This window comes from Ornithinibacter aureus (genome assembly GCF_009858245.1).
Lineage (GTDB): Bacteria > Actinomycetota > Actinomycetes > Actinomycetales > Dermatophilaceae > Fodinibacter > Fodinibacter aureus.
In genome coordinates, this window is record NZ_VMSB01000001.1 from 550,869 (window position 1) to 572,806 (window position 21,938).

General features: G+C 71.9%; 17 protein-coding genes. 12 read left to right on the forward strand and 5 right to left on the reverse strand.

The annotated features are described in order from the left end of the window. Positions 1-7: 7 nt before the first annotated feature. The gene (locus tag C8E84_RS02690) at positions 8-1,600 is read right to left on the reverse strand and encodes an aspartate:alanine exchanger family transporter (protein ID WP_159899267.1); all 1,593 of its coding nucleotides are present in this window, start codon (positions 1,598-1,600) and stop codon (positions 8-10) included. 47 nt (positions 1,601-1,647) lie between these two features. On the opposite strand from C8E84_RS02690, the gene C8E84_RS02695 reads away from it, so the two are divergent. The 3 genes from C8E84_RS02695 to C8E84_RS02705 all read left to right on the forward strand — a co-directional run bounded on the left by C8E84_RS02695 (position 1,648) and on the right by C8E84_RS02705 (position 7,242). Further along, the gene (locus C8E84_RS02695) at positions 1,648-2,535 is read left to right on the forward strand and encodes a YegS/Rv2252/BmrU family lipid kinase (RefSeq protein ID WP_159899269.1); all 888 of its coding nucleotides are present in this window, start codon (positions 1,648-1,650) and stop codon (positions 2,533-2,535) included. 21 nt (positions 2,536-2,556) lie between these two features. Beyond that, the gene (locus tag C8E84_RS02700) at positions 2,557-5,370 is read left to right on the forward strand and encodes a DEAD/DEAH box helicase (protein WP_159899271.1); all 2,814 of its coding nucleotides are present in this window, start codon (positions 2,557-2,559) and stop codon (positions 5,368-5,370) included. Positions 5,371-5,673: 303 nt separating this feature from the next. Beyond that, entirely contained in the window at positions 5,674-7,242 is a 1,569-nt protein-coding gene (locus C8E84_RS02705; RefSeq protein WP_159899273.1) for an HNH endonuclease signature motif containing protein, read from the forward strand. Positions 7,243-7,290: 48 nt separating this feature from the next. Here C8E84_RS02705 and C8E84_RS02710 read toward each other — a convergent pair whose 3' ends face one another. Then, positions 7,291-8,238, reverse strand: coding sequence for a 5'-3' exonuclease (locus C8E84_RS02710; RefSeq protein ID WP_159899275.1), 948 nt, complete (start codon positions 8,236-8,238; stop codon positions 7,291-7,293). Between the two features lie 33 nt (positions 8,239-8,271). On the opposite strand from C8E84_RS02710, the gene C8E84_RS02715 reads away from it, so the two are divergent. Continuing rightward, complete coding sequence (locus C8E84_RS02715; protein ID WP_159899277.1) at positions 8,272-8,694, forward strand: Lrp/AsnC family transcriptional regulator; 423 nt, start codon at positions 8,272-8,274, stop codon at positions 8,692-8,694. Between the two features lie 26 nt (positions 8,695-8,720). On the opposite strand, the gene C8E84_RS02720 is transcribed toward C8E84_RS02715, so the two are convergent. Further along, positions 8,721-9,767, reverse strand: coding sequence for an NAD(P)/FAD-dependent oxidoreductase (locus C8E84_RS02720; protein WP_159899279.1), 1,047 nt, complete (start codon positions 9,765-9,767; stop codon positions 8,721-8,723). A 50-nt stretch (positions 9,768-9,817) separates the two neighbouring features. Here C8E84_RS02720 and C8E84_RS02725 point away from each other — a divergent pair, with 50 nt between their 5' ends. Then, on the forward strand, positions 9,818-10,402 hold the full coding sequence (locus tag C8E84_RS02725; protein ID WP_159899281.1) for a helix-turn-helix domain-containing protein: 585 nt from the start codon (positions 9,818-9,820) through the stop codon (positions 10,400-10,402). A 111-nt stretch (positions 10,403-10,513) separates the two neighbouring features. On the opposite strand, the gene ybaK is transcribed toward C8E84_RS02725, so the two are convergent. Continuing rightward, entirely contained in the window at positions 10,514-10,999 is a 486-nt protein-coding gene (gene ybaK, locus C8E84_RS02730; protein ID WP_159899283.1) for a Cys-tRNA(Pro) deacylase, read from the reverse strand. A 44-nt stretch (positions 11,000-11,043) separates the two neighbouring features. Continuing rightward, positions 11,044-12,489, reverse strand: a complete 1,446-nt coding sequence (locus C8E84_RS02735; protein WP_159899285.1) for a KamA family radical SAM protein — start codon at positions 12,487-12,489, stop codon at positions 11,044-11,046. A gap of 86 nt (positions 12,490-12,575) precedes the next feature. On the opposite strand from C8E84_RS02735, the gene kdd reads away from it, so the two are divergent. The 7 genes from kdd (at position 12,576) to kal (ending at position 21,923) form a co-directional block, all read left to right on the forward strand. Further along, positions 12,576-13,628: an L-erythro-3,5-diaminohexanoate dehydrogenase gene (gene kdd / locus C8E84_RS02740; protein WP_246196734.1), complete on the forward strand. Its 1,053-nt coding sequence runs from the start codon at positions 12,576-12,578 to the stop codon at positions 13,626-13,628. Between the two features lie 452 nt (positions 13,629-14,080). Continuing rightward, positions 14,081-16,150 carry a phosphate acetyltransferase gene (gene pta, locus C8E84_RS02745; RefSeq protein WP_211675354.1) on the forward strand — a complete coding sequence of 690 codons (2,070 nt, stop codon included), beginning with the start codon at positions 14,081-14,083 and terminating at the stop codon, positions 16,148-16,150. Then, entirely contained in the window at positions 16,147-17,364 is a 1,218-nt protein-coding gene (locus C8E84_RS02750) for an acetate/propionate family kinase (protein WP_159899287.1), read from the forward strand. The genes pta and C8E84_RS02750 overlap by 4 nt, the downstream gene beginning before the upstream one ends. Then, positions 17,361-18,908 (forward strand): amidohydrolase, encoded by a 1,548-nt coding sequence (locus C8E84_RS02755; RefSeq protein ID WP_159899289.1) that lies wholly within the window; start codon positions 17,361-17,363, stop codon positions 18,906-18,908. The genes C8E84_RS02750 and C8E84_RS02755 overlap by 4 nt, the downstream gene beginning before the upstream one ends. A 101-nt stretch (positions 18,909-19,009) precedes the next feature. Then, entirely contained in the window at positions 19,010-20,608 is a 1,599-nt protein-coding gene (gene kamD / locus C8E84_RS02760; RefSeq protein ID WP_159899291.1) for a lysine 5,6-aminomutase subunit alpha, read from the forward strand. Next, a complete protein-coding gene (kamE, locus tag C8E84_RS02765; protein WP_159899293.1) occupies positions 20,605-21,471 on the forward strand; it encodes a lysine 5,6-aminomutase subunit beta in 867 nt (288 codons plus the stop codon). Before kamD ends, kamE begins: the two co-directional genes overlap by 4 nt. Further along, entirely contained in the window at positions 21,468-21,923 is a 456-nt protein-coding gene (kal, locus tag C8E84_RS02770) for a 3-aminobutyryl-CoA ammonia lyase (RefSeq protein WP_159899295.1), read from the forward strand. Before kamE ends, kal begins: the two co-directional genes overlap by 4 nt. The last annotated feature ends 15 nt before the right edge of the window (positions 21,924-21,938 follow it).

A 21,938-nucleotide genomic window follows, 5' to 3' on the forward strand; every position in this document is an offset into this window, starting at 1 on the left:
GTTCGGGTCAGCCGAGGCCGGCGAGCACCTGGGCCACGATGATCTTCGCGATCATCGCCACGGGGTAGACGAGCGCGTAGGCCACGCCGACGCGGGTGTCGTAGCCGGTCTTGTCGTTGACGTAGGCGAGGATCGCCGGCTGGGTCTGCGAGCCGGCTAGCGCCCCGGCGGTCTCCAGCCAGGTCAGCTTGCGCAGCACATGGACGCCGAGTACGAGGAGTGCGGCGGCGGATGCCGTGAGCACCAGTCCCAGCACGGCCACCTTCCAGCCCGAGTCCGACGCCAACGCCTCGGTGATGGTCCGACCGGCGCGCACCCCGGCATACGCGAGGAACGTGACCATCCCGAGGGCCGAGAGCGACTGCGCCGCGCCGTGGGACATGGAGGTGATGACCGGCCCGACCCGACCCAGCCGGCCGAAGACGAGGCCGACGAGCAGGGTGCCGGCAGCAGCGCCGACCGTGAAGCCGCCGCCGGGAGTGGGCACGTGCACGAGCCCGAGCGCCATGCCGGTCGCGAGCCCGAGGGCCAGCCCCCCGACGTTGATGTCGGACATGCCCCGGTCGCTGTCGCCGAGGTAGGCGCTGACGGCGGCCATCTGGTCCCGGGGGGCGATGACCCGCACCCGGTCGCCCATGGCGAGCACGAAGGTGTCGTGGGCGACGAGGTCGAGGTCGCCGCGCCGCACACGCGTCACCGCTGCGCCGAACCGCGCGTCGAGGTCGAGCTCGCCGATGGTGTGCCCGACGAGGGACTTGGTCGACAGCGTGATGCGCCGATAGTCCAGGTCCGCCCGGTCGGCGACGATGTCGTGGGACGAGACGTGACCGAGCTGGCGAGCCACGGCATCCAGCACGTCACGTGGGCCGACGACGGTGACGAGGTCGTTGTGTCCGATCACCTCGGTGTCGGCGGGCACCATGGTCGGGTTCGCGGCGTGCGCGTGCTTGAGCCGCGACACGGTGATCGCCCGGCCGTGGGCTGCTGACAGGGCGTCGACGGTGATGGGGTCGGTCGCCTCGACGCGGATCGTCTCGTGGCCGATCTCCTCGCGCCGCGACTCGCCGCCGGGGCGACGCAGCGACCAGGCGGCAACGGCGAGCATCAGGATGACGCCGCCGAGGTAGGTGATGGAGTACCCGACCGTCGGGGCTGCCGGGTCGGCAGCGCGGGCGGATGCCGCGGCGAGCGCGGGGGTGTTGGTGAGGGCACCGGCGTACGCACCGGCGATCGTGCCGCCCCCGATGCCGAGGATGCGACCGACGACCACGGCGATGGCGCCGACGAGCGAGAGCGCACCTGCGACGACGAGCATCGTCGGCCAGCCCCGGCGCAGCGACGAGAAGAAGTGGGTGCCCGAGACGACACCCACGGTGTACGTGAAGAGCACGAGGCCGAACGTGCCGATGACCTCGGGGATCTCCAGGTCGACGTCCACCGAGGCCGCCCAGGCGGAGACCCCCAGCGCCGCGAACAGCACGGCAGCCGGCCCGAGGTGCACCCCCTTGACGCGCACGTGCCCCAGTGCCGCGCCGAACGCGAGCAACACCGCGAGCAGGAGGAGGGGGTGTTCGGCCAGGAGGGTGAATGTCGTGTTCACCCTTGGATCGTCCCACCACGAGGATTGCTGCCACTACCGTTCGATACATGGCACGCATGGGTCTGATGATCAACCCGACCTCGGGCAAGAACACGGGGGCGCAGGTCGGTCAGCAGGCCCTGTCGCTGCTGCGGGACGCCGGGGTGGAGGTCCTCGACCTCAGTGCGTCCGATGCCCGCAGCGCCGTGGAGCAGGGCAGGGCCGCCATCGGGTCCGGCGCCATCGACCGGCTCGTCGTGGGCGGCGGGGACGGCATGGTGCACCTGGGTGCGAACCTGTGTGCGGGCACGCCGGTGGCCCTCGGGGTCATCGCGGCCGGCACCGGCAACGACATCGCCCGCGAGCTGGGGTTGCCGGTGCGCGACGCGGCCGCCTCGGTGCAGCGCATCCTGTCCGGCAGCACCCGCCGGGTCGACGTCGCGCGGTACACCACGGCCGCCGGTGAGCAGAGGTGCTTCCTCGGGGTGCTCGCCGCCGGCTTCGACGCCGTGGTCAACGAGCGCGCCAACGAGCTGACCTGGCCCAAGGGCCCGATGCGCTACAACCTCGCGATCCTGCGCGAGCTGCCGGTGTTCCGGGCCATCCCGTACACCCTCGTGCTGGACGGTGAGCGCATCGACACCGAGGCGATGCTCGTCGCCGTCGGCAACGGGCCCGCGTACGGCGGTGGCATGCGGGTCACCCCGGACGCGTCCTTCGACGACGGGCTGCTCGACGTGCTCATCCTGCGCAAGATCTCCACGCTCGAGTTCCTGCGCGTCTTCCCGAGGGTGTTCAAGGGCACCCACGTGAGCCATCCCGCCGTGCAGATCCGCAGGGCGCGCACGGTGACCCTCGAGGCCAAGGGCATCGTCTCCTACGCCGACGGCGAGCGGTTCGCCCCGCTGCCGATGAGCATGGAGGTCGTGCCCGGCGCGCTCACCGTCCTCGCCTGATCGCTGACGTAGCCTGAGCGCATGTCCAGCCCCGCCGAGAGGTACGCCGCGGCAGCGGCCCGCAATCGCCGGGAACGCAGCGAACTCGCGCGCTTCACGGCATCCCTCGACTTTCCCCTCGACGACTTCCAGCTGCGGGCCTGCGAGGCGGTCGAGCTCGGCAAGGGCGTGCTCGTCGCGGCGCCCACGGGGGCCGGCAAGACCATGGTCGGCGAGTTCGCCGTGCACCTGGCCCTCGCGACCGGTCGCAAGGCGTTCTACACCACCCCCATCAAGGCCCTGTCGAACCAGAAGTTCCACGACCTCGTGCGGGTGCACGGGGCCGCGAACGTCGGTCTGCTGACGGGAGATTCGTCGGTCAACGGCGAGGCTCCGATCGTCGTCATGACCACCGAGGTGCTGCGCAACATGATGTATGCCGGGTCGCGCACCCTCGAGGGGCTCGGCTTCGTCGTCATGGACGAGGTGCACTACCTCGCCGACCGGTTCCGCGGGGCCGTGTGGGAGGAGGTGATCATCCACCTGCCCGAGCACGTGCAGGTGGTGTCGCTGTCGGCAACCGTGAGCAATGCCGAGGAGTTCGGTGACTGGCTGGCGGAGGTGCGGGGCAACCACGAGGTCGTCGTGTCCGAGCACCGCCCGGTGCCGCTGTACCAGCACGTCCTCGTCGGCACGACGATGTTCGACCTGTTCGCCGGAAACCGGGTCAATCCCGACCTGCTGACCGCCATCCGCAGCGCCGAGGAACGCGGACGGTGGCAGGACGAGCCCCGACGCGGCGGGGGAGGACGTGGCGGGCCCCGTGGTGGTCCGCGTGGGGGCGGCCGTGGCCCGGGTGGAGGCGCGGGGGGTCGAGGTTTCGCCCGCGGCGCTCGGCCCGGTGGTGGCGCGAGCCGGGCCGAGGTCATCGAGGAGCTCGACCGTGACGGGCTGCTGCCGGCCATCACCTTCATCTTCAGCCGGGTCGGGTGCGAGGCCGCCGTCGGCCAGCTGCTCGCCGCCGGGACCCGGCTGGTGCCCGAACGCGAGGGGCTGCGAATCCGGCGTCTCGTCGAGGAGCGGGTGGACTCCCTGGCCAGTGAGGACCTCATGGTGCTCGGCTACTTCGACTTCGTCGAGGGCCTGTCGCGGGGGTTCGCCGCGCACCACGCCGGCATGCTGCCGCTGTTCCGCGAGATCGTCGAGGAGCTGTTCACGGCGGGGCGCATCCGTGCGGTGTTCGCCACCGAGACCCTTGCCCTGGGCATCAACATGCCGGCCCGCACCGTGGTGCTGGAGAAGCTCGTCAAGTACAACGGCGAGGCCCACGTCGACATCACCCCCGCCGAGTACACCCAGCTCACCGGGCGTGCCGGGCGTCGTGGCATCGACATCGAGGGCCACGCGGTGGTGCAGTGGGCCCGGGGAGTCGACCCGCTGGCGGTCGGTGGTCTGGCCTCGGCCCGAACCTACCCGCTGCGCTCGAGCTTTCGCCCCACCTACAACATGGCCGTCAACCTCGTGTCCCAGGTGGGTCGTGAGGTGGCCCGCGAGATCCTCGAGACGTCGTTCGCCCAGTTCCAGGCCGACCGGGCAGTGGTCGGCATCGCCACGAAGCTGCGCCGCAACGAGGAGGGGCTGCACGACTACGACGAGGCGATGCACTGCCACCTCGGCGACTTCCGTGAGTACGCCGCCCTGCGCCGCAGCCTCGCCGACGCGGAGAAGGACGGGGTGCGGGCGCGCTCGGCGTCCCGCCGAGCCGAGGCCGCACTGTCGCTGGAGGCCCTGAAGATCGGCGACGTCATCCGCATCCCCGCCGGGCGTCGAGCCGGGTGGGCCGTCGTCGTTCAACCGGCCCGCACCGGGCGGGGCGCGCCCACCGGGCCGAGCGTGGTGACCGAGGACAAGCAGTTCCGCCGGCTGACCACCGTCGACGTCCCCGAGCCGGTCGAGCCGATGGCCAGGGTGAGCGTGCCCGCCCACTTCAACCCCAAGTCACCGAAGTCCCGCCGTGACCTCGCGACGTCGCTGCGGGTCGCTGCGCCGCACGGGCTCGACGACGCACCGTCGCGTCGTTCGCGTCGTGGTGGCGCTGGTGGCGCTGGTGGCGACAACGAGCCCGAGCACGTGCGGATGCTGCGTGAGCAGCTGCGCGCGCACCCCTGCCACCAGTGCCCGGACCGGGAGGCCCACGCCCGGTGGGCAGAGCGCTGGTGGCGTCTGAAGCGCGAGACCGTGGGCCTTCAGCGCAAGGTCGAGGGCCGCACGAACACCGTGGCCCGCACCTTCGATCGCATCTGCGACGCGCTCGAGGCCCTGGGCTACCTCGACGGGAACGGCACCGCGGTCACCGAGCGGGGAGAGCGACTGCGCCGGCTCTACACCGAGAAGGACCTGTTGGCTGCGGAGTGCCTGCGGCACGATGTGTGGAAGCTGCTCGACGCGCCCTCGCTCGCGGCCGCGGTCTCGGCGCTCGTGCACGAACCGCGGCACCAGGAGGCCGAGGTCTCGCCGAGGATGCCCAATGACGATGTCGCTGCGGCCCTCACCGCGATGGAGCGGCTCTGGTCGCAGATCGAGGACCTCGAGACCGAGCACGACCTGCCGACCACCTCGATGCCCGACGGCGGGATGGCCTGGATGGTGCACCGCTGGGCCTCCGGTGACCGACTCGACGCCGTCCTGCGCGGGCAGGAGATGGCCGCCGGTGACTTCGTGCGACGCTGCAAGCAGCTCGTGGACCTGCTCGACCAGGTGGCCAAGGCCAGCACCGACGCCGTGGTGCGGCGCACCGCCCGGTCCGCGATCGACGGGGTCCTGCGTGGCGTCGTCGCGGCCGACCGCCTCGACTGACCGACCCCGACCTATTGCACTGCAGTCACCTCGCTGGTGGCCATCCGTCGCGTAAACCCGTGACGCCGGGGCCGACGCGGGCCCCGGGTCGCTGTCGGTGGTCGCTGTCATGCTGGGCCTGTCACGTTCCGGGGACGAGGAGCGGCGCTGAGGATGGGGGATGGACATGCCAGCCCGCAATAGGGCGTTCCGTCACCCAGAAGGCCCGGTGCGCCCGTGGGGGTTCGCGGCCAGGGCGCCCTCGGCCACGGGACCTCGCCCGGTTCGGTTGCGAAACGAACTGGTGTTCGAGTATGATGAGTCATGGACATGCAGCCGTTGAGCCTGGTGGAGCGTCGCTCCCGGGTCGAGGCTGCCCGTGAGGCACTGACGGGGATCACGCAGGTGCTGTACCAGTGCTCGGGGCCCGAGCTGGCTGAGGTGCTGGGTGTGGTCGATGCCGTGGTGGCCCAGGGGGTTGCGGCGCGGGTCGCGATCACCGCGGAGGCGTTGGGTCGTGGTGAGGTCGAGGCGGCCGGGGTGAACGCGACGGCGTGGGTGCGTGATCACGCGCCGTCGTTGCGGCAGGGCGGCGCGGCGGATGTCGCGACGATCGCGGGGCTGCTGGCCCCGGCGCACGCGCGGTGGGGTGGCGACGCCGGTGGGCTGGATGCGGACTCACCCGAGGGGATCGTCGCGGATGCCGTGGTGAGCGCGGTGGTGTCGCCGGGTTTGGGGTGTGCGGCGGTGCGGGAGATGACCCGACTGGGCCCGTTCCTGCTCGATGAGGTCAAGCCGACGGTGGTGCGCTCCATGCTCGAGCTGGGTGCGGCGTGGGGTTCTGGGATGCTGCGCCGGCTGCGGCCCAGGCTGCTCGCGCAGTACGGCGCGCCGGGGGTGTTCGATGACCTGCAGGAACGGTTGGCGTCGGCGGCGCGGCTGTCCGCACCGTTCGTGGAGTCCGGAGACCTCACCGAGTACCAGCTGTGGATGACGCCGGAGCAGGCGGCAGCGTTGGAGGCGGCGATCGGCCCGCTCAGCGCCCCCGCCCCCAACGACGTGACCGGGGAACGTGACCTGCGCCCGCTCGGGCAGCGGCGGGTCGAGGCACTGACGCAGGTGTGTCAGCGCTCCAGCGCCCTCGATGGTGACCAGCACGGCGGCGCGGACGGTGCCGCCGGGTCCGCGCACGCGGTCCACGTCATCATGTCGCTTGCGGACCTGCAGGCACGCACCGGGTGTGGCGAGGTCGTGGGGTCCACCGCGACCGGGACCATCCTGTCGCCGCAGGTGCTGCGGCGCCTGTCCTGCGACGCCGACCTGATCCCCCACGTGCTGGGCAGCGCGGGGGAAGACCTCGACCTGGGCCGGGTGGTTCGCCTGTTCACCCGGGCGCAACGACGCCGGTTGCTGCGCCGCGACCGCGGGTGCACCTACCCCGGGTGCACCGCCCCCGTAGCCTGGGCCAAAGCGCACCACGTCGTGCACTGGGCTGATGGTGGGCTCAGCGACATCGACAACGCTGCCCTGCTGTGCCAACGCCACCACACGGTGGTCCACCAGCGCCGGTTCATCGCGCAGGTGAACCCCACCCCCGACGAGCACGGCCGGTACGTCATCTGGGACCTCACCCACGGCAGCTACGACCGACACCTCGAGCACAGACGCGCTGAACGGGCCATCAACGACCCGCCACCACTGACCCCCGAGCGGCTCCGAACACTCATCGCCGCGATCCACGACGACGACCCCGACGAACAACGCTGGGCCCGCTACGAACTCCACGAGTCATACCCCGACGACCCATGGCCCGACGACCTCGACGTCGAGCCGTGGTGGGGACCAGACAGCGCCAGCGATGACGCCCCCACCAGCGGAGCACTGCCGGTCTGAGGATGACTGAGCCTTGCCCGCCCTAGGTTCACATCGCGGTGTCAGGGGTCAGCGGGGGAGGGCGAGCGCAGTCAGGAGGCGGTCGACCGGGTTGCCGACTCCGTACGTGTCGGCGAGTGCCTGGAGCGCGGCGGGGTCCGCCGGCGCGTGGGGGAGGGTGAGGTCGACGTCCGGGAGGGCGGCATCCTTGGCCACCCGCACCACTGTCGGGGCGACGTCGAGGTAGTCGGATGCCGCTTCGAGGTTGAGTCGGCGGGCCCCCTTGATGGCGGGGTCACCGCTCCCGATCGCCTCCCGCAGGGCCGCCAGGGAGCCGTACTGCGCGATGAGCTGGGCCGCGGTCTTGTCGCCGATGCCCTTGACCCCCGGCAACCCGTCGCTGGTGTCACCGCGCAGCACCGACATCTCGAGGTAGGCCTCACCGGTCGGCACCGCGTAGCGCTCCTGAAGGTAGGCCTGGGTCGCGATGTCCGGCTCACGCACCCCACCCTTGCCGGTGTACAGGACCCGGATGCCGTGTGCATCGTCGACGAGCTGGAGCAGGTCGCGGTCACCGGTCACGACGTCGACTGGCATGACTCCCCGGTGACGGTGGGTCAGCGTGCCGATGACGTCGTCGGCCTCGAACCCGGGCGAACCGAGGCGGGCGATCCCGAGAGCGCTCAGCGCATCGCGGATCAGCGGTACCTGCGGTGTGAGGTCGTCGGGCGACTCCTCCGCGACGGCCGAGCCCTCGACGAGCCGGTGCGTCTTGTACGTCGGGATGAGGTCGACGCGCCACTGCGGTCGCCAGTCGTCGTCCCAGCAGGCGACGAGGTGCGTCGGGCGGTGGGCCGTCACGAGGGTGGCGATCATGTCGATGAAGCCGCGCAGAGCGTTCGTCGGCGGCTCGTCGGGCGTGCGTCGCTGGTCGGGCACCCCGAAGAACGCGCGGAAGTACAGCGAGGCGCTGTCCAGCAGGAGGAGCTTGCCGGGCCCACCGGCGTCAGAAGACATGGGTGCAGCGTAGAGAACGGTTACCCTGTGCGCGTGGAAGACCTAGACCGGCGGATCATCGAGCTCCTGGCCCAGGACGGGCGGATCAGCTACACCGATCTGGGGAAGTCCTTGGGCATGTCCACCTCGGCCGTGCACCAGCGGGTGCGCAGGCTCGAGCAGCGTGGGGTGATCAAGGGGTACACGGCGAAGGTCGACCACCAGGCGCTCGGTCGTCAGATCACCGCCTTCATGTCGATCACCCCCCTGGACCCGGCCGCCCCGGACGACATCCCCGAGCGGCTGCGCGAGCTGCCACAGATCGAGGAGTGCCACTCGGTGGCCGGCGACGAGAACTACATCCTCAAGGTGCGGGTCAACACCCCGGCCGAGCTCGAGGAACTCATCGCGAGCGTGCGCGGGGTGGCCAACGTGTCGACGCGCACGACGGTGGTGCTGTCGACCCCTTGGGAGTAGGGCCTCTCACCGACACCCGGCTCAGGTCAGGCCAAGGCGTCGAGGCGGCGCTGCTGGTCCTCCATCACCATCTCGGCGTTGACCATGGCCCCGGTGCGCACACCCGCCGCGGCCGCCATGACGACCTGCGACATCGGGTCGGTGAGGTTCCCCGCGGCCCAGACCCGCGGCACGGCAGTGCGGCCCACGGGGTCCGCAGCCACGGATCGGGCCATGACTCGGCCCATCATCTCGAGGTCGGTGAGCTCCAGCCCCAGGGCGGTGATCAGGGGGGACTTCGGCTCGACGAACGACGCGACGACGACGGCATCCGCCGTGACGGTGGCACCGGGCACCTCGATGCCCGTGAGGGCACCGGGCTCACCGAGCACCCTGCTGGCCGGGCCCTCGACGACGTCGATGCCCAGCGCGCGCAGTCGGGCCACGTCGTCGGACGACAGCGCCTGCGCGTCGTGCAGCACCACGGTCAGGGCGTCGGTCAGCTGGTGGAACAGGCCGGCCTGGTGCATCGCAGCGGGGGACGTCGCGAGCACGACGACGTGCCGGTCGCGCACCTCCCAGCCGTGGCAGTAGGGGCAGTGGATCACACCGGTGCCCCAGTTCGCGGCCAGACCAGGGACGTCGGGCAGCGCGTCCACGACCCCCGTAGTCAGGACGAGGTGGCGTGCCGTCCACCTGGTGCCGTCCGCAGCGGTGACACTCACCCGATCGGCGCCCGGCGTCACCACGGCATCCACGACAGTCCCGTCGACGACCAGACCCCCGTAGGAGGCCAGTTCGGCTCGGCCGCGAGCCAACAGCTCGCCCGGCGGCAGCCCGTCGTGCCCGAGGAAGGCGTGCACGACGTCAGCCGGGGCGTTGCGGGGGTGCCCGGCGTCGACGACCACCACCGAACGGCGTGACCGCGCGAGGACGGTCGCAGCCGACAGGCCGGCCGCCCCTCCACCGACGACCACGACGTCGACGTCCACCTCGAATGGCGTGGCGTCCGGGTTGGTCACGAGGGCCGGGTTGGCCGGGTCGCTCGGGGTGGACGTCGTGGGGATGCCGGATGCCGGGGAGTGCTCGCTCATGGACCCACCGTGTCGCATCGGTCGCGAAGAGAGCAAGGTACCTTGCTGCTATGGCAAACCTCGATCCGCACGTCGTCGGCCGCCGACTGCGCGACCTCCGCACCCGGCGCGACCTGACCCTCGCCGATGTCGCCGCGGAAACGGGCATCTCCGTGAGCACCCTCTCCCGCCTGGAGTCGGGCAGTCGCCGCGCGACGCTCGAGCTGCTCGTGCCCCTGGCCCGCACCTACCGGGTCACGCTCGACGAGCTGGTCGACGCACCCGCGACGGGCGACCCCCGGGTGCACGCCAAGCCGATCGAGGCCTGGGGCGCGACGATCATCCCGCTGACCGCGCGGCAGGGCGGCCAGCGCGCGTTCAAGCACGTGCTCTACCCCGACGCCCGCAGCGTGCCCGACCCGCGCACCCACGAGGGCTACGACTGGGTCTACGTGCTCTCCGGCAGGTTGCGCCTGGTGCTCGGCGAGCACGACATCGTCATGGGGCCGGGGGAGGTCGCCGAGTTCGACACCCGAACACCGCACTGGTTCGGCTGTGCGGACAACCAGCCGGTGGAACTGCTGTCGATCATCGGGCCTTCGGGCGAGCGCATGCACGTGCGCGCCCGCCCGAAGGGCTCCACACCGGCATCCTGACGGGGCGCCGACGCAGCACTTCGGGGCGTACGCAGCAATTGGTGCGTGCGACCCGAACTGCTGCGTCCGCGGCAGGGTCGGAGCGTCACGTCACAGGGATCGGGGCTGCGTTCAGCGGGCGATGTCGGCGAGCACGGCACCCGTGACCCGCACCAGGTCCGCCGGGGCGAGGCCGATGTCGAACCCGCGCCGCCCACCCGAGACGTAGACGACGTCGAACAGCTCGGCACTCCCGTCGATGACCGTCGGCAGGGGTCGCTTCTGCCCCACGGGGGAGATGCCACCGAGCACGTACCCCGAGGAGCGCTGTGCCGCAGCCGGATCCGCCATGCCCACCCGCTTGACCCCGAGGGCCGTCGCCATCGCCTTGAGGTCCAGCGACCCCGCGACGGGCACCACCGCGACCGCCAAACCGGCCCCGGTGTCGACGAGCAAGGTCTTGAACATCTGCTCGGCAGGCAGGCCGAGCGCATCGACTGCCTCCTGGCCGTACGACCGGGCCGCCGGGTCGTGCTCGTAGGCGTGCTGGGAGAACGGGACACCCGCCGCGGTGAGGGTCACCGTGGCGGGTGTCCCGGAAGGCTCTCGACGCGGCATACCTCCCAGCGTAGGACCACCCCCGGGCCGGGGGAGCGGCTGCCCTACAGCAGGTCGGCGGCGGATGCCGCGCGGCTGGCGCTCGCGCCGACGAGGGCGGCCTCGTGGGTCGCCTCGAGGTCGGTGGTCGAGCGCCACCAGTCCTGCCCGGCCTGCGGCAGGGTGTAGATCGGGTCGTAGTACACGTACGCGCGCGACAGCGCCTGCTCGTCGCCGGCCTCGATGGAGGTGCGGTAGTTCTTGCGCCAGAACGACATCCCGCGCTCGGTCTCGTAGCTCTCGACCTGGTGCACCCAGCGCTTGCCGACGAAGGGCACGTCGCACACGATGCGCGGTGTCGCGAACCCGGGCAGGTAGCCCATGATCCCGTGCTGGAGGTCCTGGGCCTCACGAAGCGACAGGCGCCAGTGCTCGGCGAAAGGGATCATGTCGCACATGTAGAAGTAGTACGGGGTGATCATCGCCTCGTCCTGGAGGGCGAAGCACAGGTCGAGCAGGTCCTTCGCGGTGTCGTTCACCCCGCGCATGAGCACGCCCTGGTTGCGTACGTCTCGCACGCCGGCGTCGAGCATCGCCTGGGCCGCCTGTGCCACGAGCGGCGTCACGGACTGGGCGTTGTTGACGTGGGTGTGGATCGCGACCGACACGCCACGCGAGCGCGCCTTGGCGCTGATCCGGGCGACGCCCTCGACGACGTCGGGCTGCAGCCAGTGCTGCGGCAGCCCCATGAGGGCCTTGGTCGCGAGGCGGATGTCGCGGATGGTCTCGACCTCGAGCAGCTTGTCGAGGAACCCCTCGAGGTTCTTCCACGGCATGTTGGCGACGTCGCCACCGGAGACCACGACGTCGCGCACGCCCGGGGTGCGCTGGAGGTAGTCGAGCATCGCGGCGTACCGGTCGACCGGCTTGCCCGCGAGCTTGAGCTTGGTGAACTGCGGGGTCGAGTTGCCGACGAGGTCCATGCGGGTGCAGTGGCCGCAGTACTGGGGGCAGGTCGGCAGCATCTCGGCCAGCACCTTGGTCGGGTACCGGTGGGTCAGCCCCTCGACGGCCCACATGTCGTGCTCGTGCAGGCTGTCGCGCGTGGAGAACGGGTGGCTCGGCCAGTCGGTGCGCCGGTCACTGAACACCGGGAGCATGTACAGGCGGATGGGGTCCGCGTAGAACGCCTCGGTGAAGGCGGCCCCGGCGCCGGGCATGACGCCATCGGTCGCGGGCACCATCGTGTTCATCATCTGCGGTGGCACGAGCATCGACATCGTGGCGCGCTCGGCCTGGTCGCGCTCGAGGTCGGCGTAGAACCGCTCGTCGAGCAGGTCGCCCATGAGGGCGCGCAGCTGCGCGACGTTCTTGATGCAGTGGGCCCGCTGCCACTGCGCGTCGGCCCACTGCTCGGGCGTGACGTCGTGCCACCCCGGCAGGCGGGTCCAGTCGGGTTCGACCAGTTCGCGACGTCGGTAGGCGTAGGGCTGGTCGATGATCTGCGTCATGCGTGGCAGGATACGCAATGGATGCCGTCAAAGTCACGTTTGACCGCAAATGCTGCGGCTGCGTATCGGCCAATGAGGAGATTCTTGTGCGCACCACCTCTTCGTCCCCCGTGGGCATGCACCGTGTCGTCGACCCCGCCGGTGCTGCTCTTCCGCAGGCGGCCCGCGTCCTGGACGCCGGTGGCGACCTCTGGCCCGACGAGGTCCGCATCGACGTCGAGACGCTCAACCTCGACGCGGCATCCTTTCGCCAGCTGAGCGAGAAGCACGCGGGCGACGGGGATGCGGTGCGCGCGGAGGTGCTCGACATCGTCGCCACCCGCGGCAAGATGCAGAACCCGGTGACGGGGTCCGGCGGCATGCTCATCGGCACCGTCGCCGAGGTCGGGCCGCAGTCGCCACTCGGGCTCGCCGTGGGCGACCGGGTCGCCACGCTCGTCTCCCTCTCCCTGACGCCCCTTCAGCTCACCGACGGCCTCGAGCGCTGGGACGGTCGCAGTGAGCGCGTGCCGGCGGCCGGGACCGCCGTGCTCTTCGGACGCTCGATCGCCGCCCGCCTGCCCGAGGACCTCTCACCCGAGCTCGCCCTCATGGTCATGGACGTGTGCGGTGCCCCGGCCCTGGTCAGCAGGGTCGTGGGGGAGTACGTCGAGCGCGGGGTGAGCCCCACCGTCGTCGTCCTCGGTGGAGCCGGCAAGTCGGGGTCGCTGTCCCTGGCCGCCGCGCGATCCGCGGGGGCCGGGCACCTCATCGGCGTCGTGCCGTTCGAGCGGGAGGCCGACCAGCTGACCACGAGCGGCCTGGCCGACCGGGTCGTCATCGCCGACGCGCGCTCACCGCTCGGCCTCGCGGATGCCGTGGCCACCGCCGGTGGCCCCGCCGACGTCACGGTGGTCTGCGTCGACGTGCCGGGGTGCGAGCAGCCGGCGATCCTCGCGACCGCCCAGGGCGGCACGATCATCTTCTTCTCCATGGCGACGAGCTTCTCTGCGGCGGCGCTGGGTGCCGAGGGCCTGGCCGCCGACGTCCGCATGCTCGTGGGCAACGGTTACGTCCCCGGGCACGCCGACCTCGCCCTCGACCTCGTTCGGGGCAGTGCCGCGGTCCGAACGCTGTTCGAGGGACGCCTGAGCGAGTAGTGCTCGCCCTGCTCATCGCCGGCTGCTCCTCCGAGACCGAGACCACTGCGCCGGCGGCGAGCGCTGCAGCCAGGGTCACGGCGAGCGTCAAGGCGAGCGTGAGCGGCGAGGCCGCCGACCTCGGGGTCAAGGCGGCCACCGTCAAGGCCAACATCAGCCGCCTGTCCGCCCTCTCCGACGGCCCGGTCGCGGCCGCCGTCGGTGAGCTGAACGAGAAGGCCGACGCCCCTCAGCGAATCGCTCACCCTGGCCGTGGCCGACGGGCAGGAGGAGATCGGCCCGAAGATCACGGCGGCCCAGTCCGAGCTCGATGCCGCCTTCTCCGACGTGAGCACGAAGGTCGACGCGCTCTGCCCGGCCGGGTAGGGCTTGCCCAAACAGGGCTCTGCCTAGTTGGCTTGGCGCATGCACCCTCTCCGCTGCACGATCTCGACCCACGTCGCCCCGGTCCTGTGAAGGGGCTCTACCTCGCCGGCACCGAGGCCCGCTCGGGCAAGTCGGCGGTCGCGGTCGGGCTCGTGAACCGGCTCACGAGGCGGCACGGTCGGGTGGGCGTCTTCCGCCCGGTCGTCCAGGCCGGCGGTCAGGACGAGTTGCTGCGGGTGCTGCTCCAGGAGGCCCACAGCGACCTCGCACCCGAACTGGCGTGGGGCGTGACCCACGACGACCTGCACGCCGATCACGACCGGGCCCTCGGGGTCGTGGTCGACCGCTTCCACGCCATGGCCCAGGGTCATGACGTCGTGCTCGTCGTGGGGTCGGACTTCTCCGACGTCGTCGCACCGACCGAGTTCGCGACCAACGCGCGGATCGCCGCCGACCTCGGCACGCCCCTGGTCCTCGTCGCGCCCGCCCGCGACCGCGACCACGCCGAACTCGCGGCCAGCGCCGCGGCAGCGGTCGCCGCGGCCCGCGCGGTGCACGCCCACGTCGGAGGGGTGGTCATCAACCAGGTTCGCTCCGACGACAGTGCCGCCGCCCTCGACGCCCTCACCACCCGCCTCGGTGCCCTCCCGCTGTGGGCCCTCACCGAGACCCCGCTGCTGCGGGCGCCGACGGTCCGCGACCTCATGGCGGCCTGCGACGGCACCCTCGTGCACGGCGACGCCGACCTGCTCGACCGCGAGAGCATGGGGCTGGTCGTCGCCGCGATGTCGATGCCGCACGTCATCGACCGGCTCATCGAGGGCTCGACCGTCATCGTCCCCGGCGACCGGGACGACGTCGTGCTCGGGGTGCTGCTCGCCCACCACTCGCGCACGCTGCCGACGCTGTCCGGCCTCGTGCTCAACGGGGGCTTCGCCCTCTCGCCACAGATCGACCGGCTCATCGCCGGGCTCGACATGCGGCTGCCCATCGTCTCCTGCCAGCTCGGCACCATGGACACCGCGACCGCGCTCGGGCGGGTCGAGGGGCGCATCACCGCGACCTCTTCCCGCAAGGTCGGGGCGGCGGCCGACCTGCTCGACCGCACCGAGGGCATCGACACCCTCGACGCCCTGCTGAGCGACGACGCCCAGGGCGGCGAGCGGGCGGTCACCCCGCTGATGTTCGAGCACGACCTCGTCGAGCGCGCCCGGGAGGCGCAGGCCCACATCGTCCTGCCCGAGGGCGCCGAGGAGCGCATCATCATCGCGGCCGACCAGGTGCTCGCTCGCGGCATCGCGCGCCTGACGTTGCTCGGGGACGAGAGCGTCATCCGCGACCGGGCCCGGGTGCTCGGTGCCGACATCTCCGCCGCGGAGGTCGTCGACCCCGCGACGAGTCCGTGGCGTGAGGAGTTCGCAGCCACCTACGCGGCGCTGCGCGCGCACAAGGGCGTCACCCACGAGCAGGCTTTCGACCGGGTCGTCGACCCGTCGTACTTCGGCACGATGATGGTGCACGCAGGCCGGGCCGACGGGATGGTCTCCGGGTGCATCACGACCACGGCGCACACGATCCGGCCGGCGCTCGAGGTCGTCCGCACGGCCCCCGGCGTCTCCGTCGTCTCCAGCGTCTTCCTCATGTGCCTGGCCGATCGCGTGCTCGTCTACGGCGACTGCGCCGTCAACCCCGACCCGGATGCCGCGCAGCTCGCCGACATCGCGATCTCGTCGGCCCGCACGGCGGCCGCGTTCGGCATCGAGCCCCGCGTCGCGATGCTGTCCTACTCCACCGGAGAGTCCGGGACCGGTGCCGACGTGGAGAAGGTGCGGGCCGCCACGGCCATCGTGCGCGAGCTCGCGCCCGACCTCCTCGTCGAGGGCCCGATCCAGTACGACGCCGCCGTCGACCCGCACGTGGCCGCCACCAAGCTCAAGGGCAGCCCGGTCGCGGGGCGCGCCACCGTGCTCGTCTTCCCCGACCTCAACACCGGGAACAACACCTACAAGGCGGTCCAGCGCAGCGCCGACGCGGTCGCGATCGGCCCCGTGCTGCAGGGTCTGAACCGCCCGGTCAACGACCTCTCCCGAGGAGCGCTCGTGCGCGACATCGTCAACACGGTGGCCATCACCGCCGTCCAAGGGCAGACCACGTGAGCACCGACCCGCACGTCTTCGTCGTCAACGCCGGCTCCTCGTCGCTGAAGTACCAGGTGATCAACGCCGCCAGCGGTCGCACGGTGGCCATCGGGCTCGTCTCCGAGATCGGTGGGGCGAGCCGGATGCGGCACGACAGCATCGGCCTCGGTGGAGAGATCTCCCGTCACGAGTCGTATGCGCCGTGCCCCACCCACACCAGCGCCTTCGCCGCGGCCCGCGCCGCGCTGCACGAGCACGGGGGCGGGGTGGGCGAGCACGTCGTCGCGATCGGCCACCGGGTGGTCCACGGGGGACGACGCTTCACCCAGCCCGTCGTCGTCGACGACGTCGTGCTGGAGTCGCTGCGGGTGCTCTCGCCGCTGGCCCCCCTGCACAACCCGGCCAACGTCGAGGGCATCGTGCGAGCCCAGGAAGCCTTCCCCGGGCTGCCCCACGTCGCCGTGTTCGACACCGGCTTCCACGGCACCCTGCCACCGGCCGCGCACACCTACGCCGTCCCCGACGCGTGGCGCGAGGGGCACCACGTGCGCCGCTACGGCTTCCACGGCAGCTCGTACGCCTGGGTGACCCGGCGCACCGCCGCCCTGATGGGCCGTCAGGTCGAGGACCTGCGGATGGTTGTCCTGCACCTGGGCAACGGGGCCAGTGCGTGCGCCGTCGACGGCGGCCGCAGCGTCGACACCTCGATGGGCCTGTCCCCGGTCGAGGGCCTGGTCATGGGCACCCGTTCGGGCGACGTCGACCCGGCGCTGGGGGGCTACCTCGAGCGCGTGGCGGGACTCACGGCATCTGACTACGACCGCGCCCTGAACCGCGAGAGCGGGCTGCTCGGGCTCGGCGGGGTCTCGGACTTTCGCACGATCGTCGAGCGCCGCGACGCCGGGGATGCCGCGGCGACGCTCGCGTTCGACGTCACCGTGCACCGGTTGCGCAAGTACGTGGGGGCCTATGCCGCCGTGCTCGGTCGCCTCGACGCCCTCGTGTTCACCGGCGGCATCGGCGAGCACAGCGCCGCGCTGCGGGCCGCCGTCGTCGACGGCCTGGAGGTGCTCGGGCTCGCCTTGGACGCCGCCGCGAACGCCGGGGGGCCACCCGAGCGACGGGTCAGCGGCGAGCAGAGCCGGGCCGAGGTCTGGGTGGTCCCGACCGACGAGGAGCGCGAGATCGCACGCGCCACCCTCGAGGTCCTCGGCCTGCCCCACGCGCTGTGAGCACCACGCTCTACCGCGGCGGCACCGTCCACACCCCCGACCAGCCCGGGGCCACCGCGCTCGTCGTCGGTGGTGACGGGCGGATCGCGTGGATCGGCGACGAGGAGGGCGCGGCGAGCCACCGCGATGGCGTCGACGTGGTCATCGACCTCGACGGCGGGCTCGTGCTCCCGGCCTTCGTCGACGCGCACGTCCACCTGTCCCACACCGGCATGGGGCTGCGCGGTGTCGACCTCGGCACGACCACCTCGGTCGCCGAGGCCCTGCGGCGGATCGAGGATGCCGCCCGTCGCAACGGCGGTCGCCCGATCTTCGCGTTCGGGTGGCAGGAACAGGCGTGGGTCGAGGGGCGCCCGATGACGTCCGCCGAACTCGACCGGGCGAGCTACGGGGGAGTGGTCTACGCATCGCGGGTCGACGGCCACTCGGCCGTGGTCTCCAGTGCGCTCGCCATGATGTCCGCGGCGAGAGGGATGCCCGGCTGGACCGAGACCGGCTTCGTCACCCGCGACTCCAAGAACGCCGCGCGGGCAGCCTTCGACGCAGCCGGCAGCCGGCAGCAGCGCCGCGACGACATCGAGGCTGCCCTGCGCGAGGCCGCGGCCGTCGGGCTCGCGGTGGTGCACGAGTGCGGGGGACCCCTGCTCACCAGCGCCGACGACTTCGCCGACGTGCTCGACCTCGGGACCCGCCCCGGCCTGACGCGCACCGTCGGGTACTGGGCCGAGCCGGTCACCGACCCGGAGCAGGCCCGCGCCCTCACGGCCCTGCACGGGGCCGCCGGGCTGGCCGGTGACCTCAACATCGACGGCTCGATCGGCTCGCGCACGGCCCTGCTGCGCCAGCCCTACGCCGACGACCCCGGGTGTTCGGGCACCGCGTACCGCACGGCCGCCGGAGTGCGGGACCACGTCGCGGCCTGCGCGGCCGCGGGCGTGCAGAGCGGCTTCCACGTCATCGGCGACGCGGGGATGGACACCGTGCTCGACGGCATCGAGGCCGCGGCGGGCCTGGTGGGCCTCGACACGGTGCGGGCCACCAGGCCGCGGCTGGAGCACGCCGAGATGGTCGACGCCGAGGGAATCGCCCGGATGGCGCGCCTGGGCGTCGTCGCGAGCGTGCAACCGTCCTTCGACGCCGCGTGGGGAGGGCCGCACGGCATGTACGCCGAACGCCTCGGGGCTGCCCGGGTGCCGGGCACCAACCCGTTCGCGCAGCTGGAGCAGGCCGGGGTGGCCCTGGCCCTGGGGTCCGACTCCCCGGTGACACCGTTCGACCCGTGGGGCGCGGTCTGGGGCGCGGTGCTGCACCACGAGCCGGCTGCCCGCCTCGACGTCCGGTCCGCCATCGCCGCACACACCGCCGGTGGCTGGGCCGCCGCACGCGAGGTGGGCGGCGTGCTGCGCGTCGGAGCCCCGGCGACCCTTGCCGTGTGGGACGTCGTGGATGCCGGGCCCGACGGCGTGCCTCTCGTCGCCGAGGGTGCCCCTCGACCGACCTGCCGCCGCACGCTGCGCGACGGGCTGGTGCTGCACGAGGCGTGAACCTTCAGGACGTCTGGACCAACAGCGACAGGCACCACAGATACTGTCGTCTGAATCCAGAGTTGCCGAAATACTTGCGCCAACCTTGCTAGATTGACCCTGTGTCTTCACGCCCACGCCAGATCCTCGACCTCGACGCCGCCACCGTCCGTCGTGCGCGCACCCTCGCCCGACGTGCCGGGAAGCCCGTCGTCGACCTCGCCCGCAGCCACACCACCGTCTCGGTCGAACGGGCGACGCTGCGCCTGGCCGGGCTCGCCGGAGCCGACCACGAGAACGTGCCGTGGGTCAACCACCTCGTCGACGCCGTGCGTGAGGGCGTCGGCCTCGAGCACGGGGTCACCCTCCCGGTCTGGGACGCCCTGCGCCGCGGCGAGGCACCCGACCTGCTGACCCTGGCCCAGAAGGCCGCCAGCGGGGGGGTGCGCTTCGAGGTCCCGCAGGGCAAGGCGGCCACGGCGGCGGGTAGGGCCGGTCGCACGGCGATCGCGCGCGGCATCCGCACCATCGACCGCCAGCGAGCGGCGCGTGACCGGCTCATCGCCCGCCACGGCAACCCGCCACGCAAGCCCTGGATCTACCTCATCGTCGCCACCGGCGACATCTACGAGGACATCCCGCAGGCGCAGGCCGCCGCGCGCGAGGGTGCCGACATCATCGCGGTGATCCGCTCCACGGGCCAGAGCCTGCTCGACTTCGTGCCCGAGGGCGCGACCCGTGAGGGGTACGCGGGCACCTACGCGACGCAGGAGAACTTCCGCCTCATGCGCGCGGCGCTCGACGAGACGAGCAAAGAGCTCGGCCGGTACGTGCGCCTGACCAACTACGCGAGCGGTCTGTGCATGCCCGAGATCGCCGCGCTCGCCGGGCTCGAGCGGCTCGACATGATGCTCAACGACTCGATGTACGGCATCCTCTTTCGCGACATCAACCCGATCCGCACCTTCGTCGACCAGCGCTTCAGCCGCCAGGTGCACGCCCGCGCCGGGATCATCATCAACACCGGTGAGGACAACTACCTCACCACCGCGGATGCCGTCGACGCCGCCCACACGGTCACGGTCAGCCAGCTGCTCAACGAGTACTTCGCCAAGGAGGCGGGGCTGGAGAACTGGCAGCTCGGCCTGGGCCACGCGTTCGAGATCGACCCCACGGTCAAGGACAGCTTCCGCCTCGAGCTCGCGCACGCGCTGCTGGCCCGCCAGCTCTTCCCCGAGGCGCCGCTGAAGTGGATGCCGCCGACCAAGCACATGACCGGCGACATCTTCCGCGGGTACCTGCTCGACGGCTTCTTCAACCTCGCCGGGGCGATGACCGGTCAGGGCATCCTCCTCGTCGGCATGATGACCGAGGCCGTGGTCACCCCGTGGATCTCCGATCGTGACCTCGCCCTGCAGAACGTCCGGTACGTCATGGATGCCGCGGGCGGCCTCACCGAGGACTTCCACCCTCCGCGAGACGGCCTCATCCAGACCCGGGCCCGCCAGGTGCTCGGCGAGGCGGTCGAGCTGCTCGACACCATCGTCACCGACACCAGCACCGCAGGGGTGCCACCGCTCCTCGCGGCGATCGCCGACGGTACCTTCGGGTCGATGAAGCGGCCCCCGACCAAGGGCAAGGGCCTCGACGGCGTCGTCCGCAAGGCCGACGGCTACCTCAACCCGGCCACCGACCTGCTCGAGACGGGGGAGACCCGATGACCCGCACCGAGGCCCAGGAGGCCCGCAGCCGCAGCCGCCGTCACGGCGCCGAGCGCCGCATGGAGGACGCCCTGCCCGGCGAGCCGAGCCTGGCCGAGCCCGGCCCCATCGTGCGCCCGTACGGCGACACCACGGGCGACGGCATGGTCCAGGTCTCCTTCACCCTGCCGCTGCCGCATGACAAGCGGGCCGAGGGCGCGGCACTGCAGCTCGCGGCCAAGATGGGGCTCGAGCCGGCGCTGCTCGTGCACGCCAAGGCGATGGGCCCGCACTTCACCTTCTTCGTCGTCTACGGCTCGGTCACCCACCTCGTCGACGTGCGCGACGTCGTCGTCCACGAGCGCGAGTTCCCCCTGCTGTCCGCCCGCGACACCAACGCCGAGATCCGCAAGCGGCTGCGCCGCAAGCTCGTCGTCGTCGGTGCGTGCATCGGCACCGACGCCCACACGGTCGGGATCGACGCCATCCTCAACATCAAGGGGTTCGCCGGGGAGAAGGGGCTGGAGTACTACCGCGAGATGACGGTGCACAACCTCGGTGCCCAGGTGCTCGTGCCCGACCTGGTCAACACGGCGCGCGAGGTGCGGGCGGATGCCGTGCTCGTCTCGCAGGTCGTCACCCAGAAGGACGCCCACATCCACAACACCCAGGCGATGTCCGCCGCGTTCCGCGAGGCCTTCCCGGAGGGACAGGTGCCGCTGCTCGTCGTCGGCGGCCCACGCTTCGAGGAGGGCTCGGCCGCCAGCCTCGGGGTCGACCGGATCTTCGGCCGGGGCACCACCCCGGGCGAGGTGGCCTCGTACCTCGTGCACGCCCTCGTCACCCCGCGCACCGAACCCGACCCCAGAGGGAGCCAGCGATGAGCCTCGAACGCACCGGCGACAGCTCGACCGGCGGTCGTCCCACGGGCAGCAGTTCCACCGGAAGCCGCGCCGAGGTCGGCCTCGTCGTCACCCACCGCCGCTACGTGCCCTACTCGCACGCCCACTACGCGGGCAACCTCGTCGACGGGGCCTACTCACTGGCGGCCTTCGGCGACGTGGCCACGGAGATGTGCATCCGCACCGATGGCGACGAGGGCTTGTTCGCGTCGTACTCCGACGTGCAGTTCCGCGCCCCCGTGCGCGCCGGCGACGTCATCGAGATCTCGGCGACCCTCGTGCGCGTGGGGAGCCGGTCGCGCGAGATGGACTTCGAGGTGCGCGTCGTCGGTCGCGGCGCCCCCGAGCGGGGCGAGTCTGCAGCCGACGTCCTGGAGTCGCCGGTGGTCGCGACGACGGCCCGTGGGGTCGTGGTGGTCCCACCTCCGACGTGAGCCACCAGGCAGCGC